This is a genomic window from Lutispora sp. (assembly GCF_041687175.1).
Taxonomy (GTDB): Bacteria; Bacillota; Clostridia; order Lutisporales; family Lutisporaceae; genus Lutispora.
Genome location: NZ_JAWLCK010000185.1, coordinates 1 through 3,994, shown reverse-complemented (window position 1 = coordinate 3,994; position 3,994 = coordinate 1). Strand labels below are relative to the sequence as shown.

Genomic DNA, 3,994 nt, shown 5'->3' with positions numbered 1-3,994 from the left:
CTAGGAGCAGAGGATTTCTCATATTTTATCAATGAAGCGAAAGGTGCCTTTTACCATTTAGGTTGCGGCAATAAAAAAATGGGCATAACAGCCCCTTTACACAGCAAGGATTTTGATATTGATGAAAGTTGCATAAAAACAGGTGTTCTTATGCAGGTAGAAAATCTACTGGCACTATTGAAGAAATAGTATGATAATAAGTCATTAATTACCCTCTTTAATAGCTTGAAGTAAATAATTCTTTGCATTTTCGAAATGCCTTGTCATAATAGATGAGGCATTTTCTATGTCTTTAGATTTTATTGCTTCCAATAATTCCTTATGCTCAGACAGCACCGTTGTTTCTGCGTCAATAAAGTTCTGGTATTTATTCGTCAATATAGTGAACTGGCTCCTTATGCTTCTGGCTGCATCGTATAGTCTTGAGTTATCTGCATATTTATATAATATATCATGGAAGTTGTCAGAATGAAGTTTGAAGTTCTTTATATTGTCGCTATTCAGAGATATTTCCTGAGACTTTATACAATTCTCCAGCTCATAGACCAATTCCTCATATTCACTGTTTCTCATAGCGTATTTTAAAGCGGCAGAGTCTAATACTGCACAGAAATCATATATCTCAATTATATCCTTTTCCTTAATGTCAATGACTTTGGCTCCTACATTTGTCACATGCTCAACCAAGCCTTCCTGGCTCAGCCTTTTGATTGCCTCTCTTATAGGAGTAGAGCTGATATCGAATCTCTCCTGAAGTGCTTTTAAAGTCAGCTTTTCTCCACATTTTATTCTCTGACTGATGATATCCTCTCTCAATATTGAATAAATCTGGTCTCCCAGCGTAGTTTTTATAACTTCAATCATAATCTATTCTCCTAACATCCTATTATTTAACTTTTCTCATTAATTACATATTCTAGCATAGAAATATATTTGAAGCAACATATATTTAATATTTTGCAAAATGTCAAATATATATTGTAATGTGCATAAGCATGTGATAACATATGGATAAATAAATATGTAAATTCGGGAGGGATATGGATGTATGATTATAAATGGCCTTATCCTCTGGAATATGATAAGGAAGAAATAATAAACGCTGATGTTTTAGTCCTTGGTGGAGGCATAGCAGGGTGTATGGCTGCCATCGCTGCTGCCAGGGCAGGGCAAAAAGTTGTATTGGTTGAGAAAGGTGCGACCAAAAGGAGTGGAGCAGGAGGGTCAGGTTGTGACCATTGGGAGTCTGCAGCAACCAACCCTTGTTCCAAGGTGACACCAGAGGAATTGACACAGGCCATGCTTCATGATAATGAAGGATTCAATAATGGAATTTCACACTATATAGAATGTAGAGAAGGATATGACAGGCTTCTTGATATAGAAAAAATGGGTGGAAAAATCAGAGATACTGAGGACGAATTTGTTGGAGCTGAGTTCCGCGATGATGAGACTAAGCTGATGTTTGCCTACGATTATGAGAACAGATTTACATTGAGAATCTGGGGAACCACTTTCAAGCCTGCTATGTATAAGGAACTAAAAAGATTAGGTGTCAATATTGTGGATAGGGTTATGGTAACATCACTGCTGACAGAGGGAGGAGCTCAAGGTGCAAGATGTGTGGGAGCCACAGGCATCCATACCAGAACAGGCAAATTCTATATATTCAATGCCAAGTCCAGTATCATGTGTATGTCCAGACCTGCAAGGGTATGGCTCTTTTCTCCCGAACTCCCCGGATTGTGTGAGTTCAGACCTCCCCAATGTATTGGAGATGGACATGCTATGGGATGGAGAGCTGGTGCCGAGTTTAACATGATGGAGAAGTCCGTGCCTGCAGAGTTTTCTGCCTCCGGCAGGAGTTATCCTCCCTATGGAGCCGGCAACAACCACAACACCTGGTATGCAGCTTCCATTATTGATTCAAGAGGCAAAGAAATTCCTTATGCAGACAGGGATGGAAACATACTAGAGGATGTGAAGGACAGGTTCAGACCTGCCAAAGGCCAGAAGTTTTTCATGAAGGGAGGAGGCATTGACTTCCCCAAATATGAAATAGAAGGGCCTGAGACTCTACCTTTTTCAAAGATGATAGAGGAAGGCTACAAGCTTCCTTTTTACGCAGATTTGACTAAATTACCGGAAGAAGAGAGAAAAGTCATCTGGGGTATGATGGTAGGTGAAGAAGGCAAGACCAAGGTACCTATATACGGAAACTATACTAAAGCAGGTTTTGATCCCAGTAAACATGTATTGCAGTGCTACGGAACCGGATGGACTTCTGCCAGTTTCTTACCTCAGGAGAGGCAGTTATTCGGTTTACCGGGGGGCTTCTTCAATGACTGGACATTGAGTACTAATATTGAAGGCTTGTATGCTGCCGGAGATGCACTCTATGCTTCGGATTGCTATGGGCATGCAGCTGCTACAGGATATTATGCAGGAAGACACGCTGCCAAATATGCAGCAGTCAATGAGCTGAAGAAGTGGGACATACAGCAAATTGAGGAGGAGAAAAACAGAGTATATGCGCCATTGAAAAATGATCCTGACATGAGTATTGGTTGGAAGGAACTAAATATGGCTATAGCTAAGACCATGCAGAATTATTGCGGTGAAGTTAAATATGATGATTTATTGAAGGTGGGATTATCCAGGCTTAAGGAATATGAAGAAAAGATAGTACCTCAGACCTTCGCATATAATCCCCATGAGTTGACAAGGCTTCTGGAGGTATTTGATATACTTACAGTATCTCAAATAATAATAGAGGCTTCGCTGGCAAGGAAAATAAGTATGAAACCCTTGTATTTTAAAAGAGGAGACAGCATAGAAGATGAATCTTCAAAAGATAAACTTATAGTCATAAGACAATCCAATGGAAAAGCTGTTACAAGGGAAGTAGCTGTTGACTATTTCGGTGATTTGAAGGAGAATTATGAAAAGTATAATCAAGATTATATAAGGGGTGATAGGTAATGAGAGAAATGCCTGCAGCGAATCCAATAATTTTTGATAGCAGCAAATGCATAGGCTGCAATAGATGTATGGAGATATGCCAGGTGGACATATTTCTTCCAAATCCGGAGAAAGGCAAACATCCTATAGTTGCCTATCCCGGCGAGTGCTGGTATTGCGGCTGCTGCGTAATGGAGTGTCCCGTAGAGGATGCTATAAAGCTTCGCCATCCCCTTATGAATAGAGTTCACTGGATAGACAAAAAGCTTTTGATGAAGCAGGATAATGAATGATTTGAGAGGTGAAAAAAATGTTGCTGAAGGATTTAACCCAAGTATTCGGTGTAAGCGGTTATGAGAAGGAAACAAGAGAGTATATAAAGGATATTGTTAAGGATTATGCAGATGAAATCATGGTGGATGCCATAGGCAATCTGATTGTTTACAAGAAAGGTTCTGGTGAGGATAAGAAAAAAATAATGGCTGCTGCCCATATGGATGAAATTGGGCTTCAAGTTACCAAGATAGAGTCCTCAGGTCTCATAAAAGTCAAGACCTTGGGATTTTTATGGGCTGAAACCACATATATGAGCAGGGTTAGATTTAGAAACGGTGTAATAGGAATCGTTAACAGCACCACTCCTATGGAAAATGTAAAAGGAGATTTCACAAAGCTCTGCGTAGATATTGGTGCAAAATCCAAAGAAGAAGCCATGGAATTTGTAAAGGTAGGGGATGTGGCAAGCTATATAGGCCACTATGCAGAGCTTAAGGGAAATAACATAACCGCTAAGGCTCTTGACAACAGGGCTGGCTGTTATGTAATGATTAAGGCGCTTATGGAGATGGGAACGCCCTATAATGATGTATATCTTGTTTTTACCGTACAGGAGGAGTTGGGTTGCAGAGGAGCAAAGGTTGCGGCCCAGAGGTTACAGCCGGATATAGGTATAGCTGTGGATATTACGCCTGCTCATGATTATCCCTGTGACTTGGAAGGAAGCAATACCTTGGGAGAAGGAACAGGCATAAAG

Annotated in this window: 4 protein-coding genes and 1 pseudogene; 4 read left to right on the top strand and 1 reads right to left on the bottom strand. The window is 40.2% G+C overall.

Going from position 1 to position 3,994, the window contains the following annotated elements; translation table 11 throughout:
- Nucleotides 1-189, top strand: a pseudogene (locus ACESM9_RS14890) (amidohydrolase); the annotation flags it as partial.
- Nucleotides 190-204: 15 nt separating this feature from the next.
- On the opposite strand, the gene ACESM9_RS14885 reads toward ACESM9_RS14890, so the two are convergent.
- On the bottom strand, nucleotides 205-864 hold the full coding sequence (locus ACESM9_RS14885) for a GntR family transcriptional regulator (RefSeq protein WP_373000483.1): 660 nt from the start codon (nucleotides 862-864) through the stop codon (nucleotides 205-207).
- Between the two features lie 180 nt (nucleotides 865-1,044).
- On the opposite strand from ACESM9_RS14885, the gene ACESM9_RS14880 reads away from it, so the two are divergent.
- The 3 genes from ACESM9_RS14880 to ACESM9_RS14870 form a co-directional block, all read left to right on the top strand.
- Nucleotides 1,045-2,982, top strand: coding sequence for an FAD-dependent oxidoreductase (locus ACESM9_RS14880; RefSeq protein WP_373000480.1), 1,938 nt, complete (start codon nucleotides 1,045-1,047; stop codon nucleotides 2,980-2,982).
- Entirely contained in the window at nucleotides 2,982-3,254 is a 273-nt protein-coding gene (locus ACESM9_RS14875; protein WP_373000477.1) for a ferredoxin family protein, read from the top strand. The genes ACESM9_RS14880 and ACESM9_RS14875 overlap by 1 nt, the downstream gene beginning before the upstream one ends.
- A gap of 17 nt (nucleotides 3,255-3,271) precedes the next feature.
- Nucleotides 3,272-3,994: M42 family peptidase (locus tag ACESM9_RS14870; RefSeq protein WP_373000474.1), on the top strand; the 723-nt coding region annotated here is incomplete at its 3' end.

Bases quoted from the DNA above. Each gene is read 5' to 3' on its own strand.
- ACESM9_RS14885 (WP_373000483.1), bottom strand. From the start codon at position 864: ATGATTGAAGTTATAAAAACTACGCTGGGAGACCAGATTTATTCAATA.
- ACESM9_RS14880 (WP_373000480.1), top strand. From the start codon at position 1,045: ATGTATGATTATAAATGGCCTTATCCTCTGGAATATGATAAGGAAGAA.
- ACESM9_RS14875 (WP_373000477.1), top strand. From the start codon at position 2,982: ATGAGAGAAATGCCTGCAGCGAATCCAATAATTTTTGATAGCAGCAAA.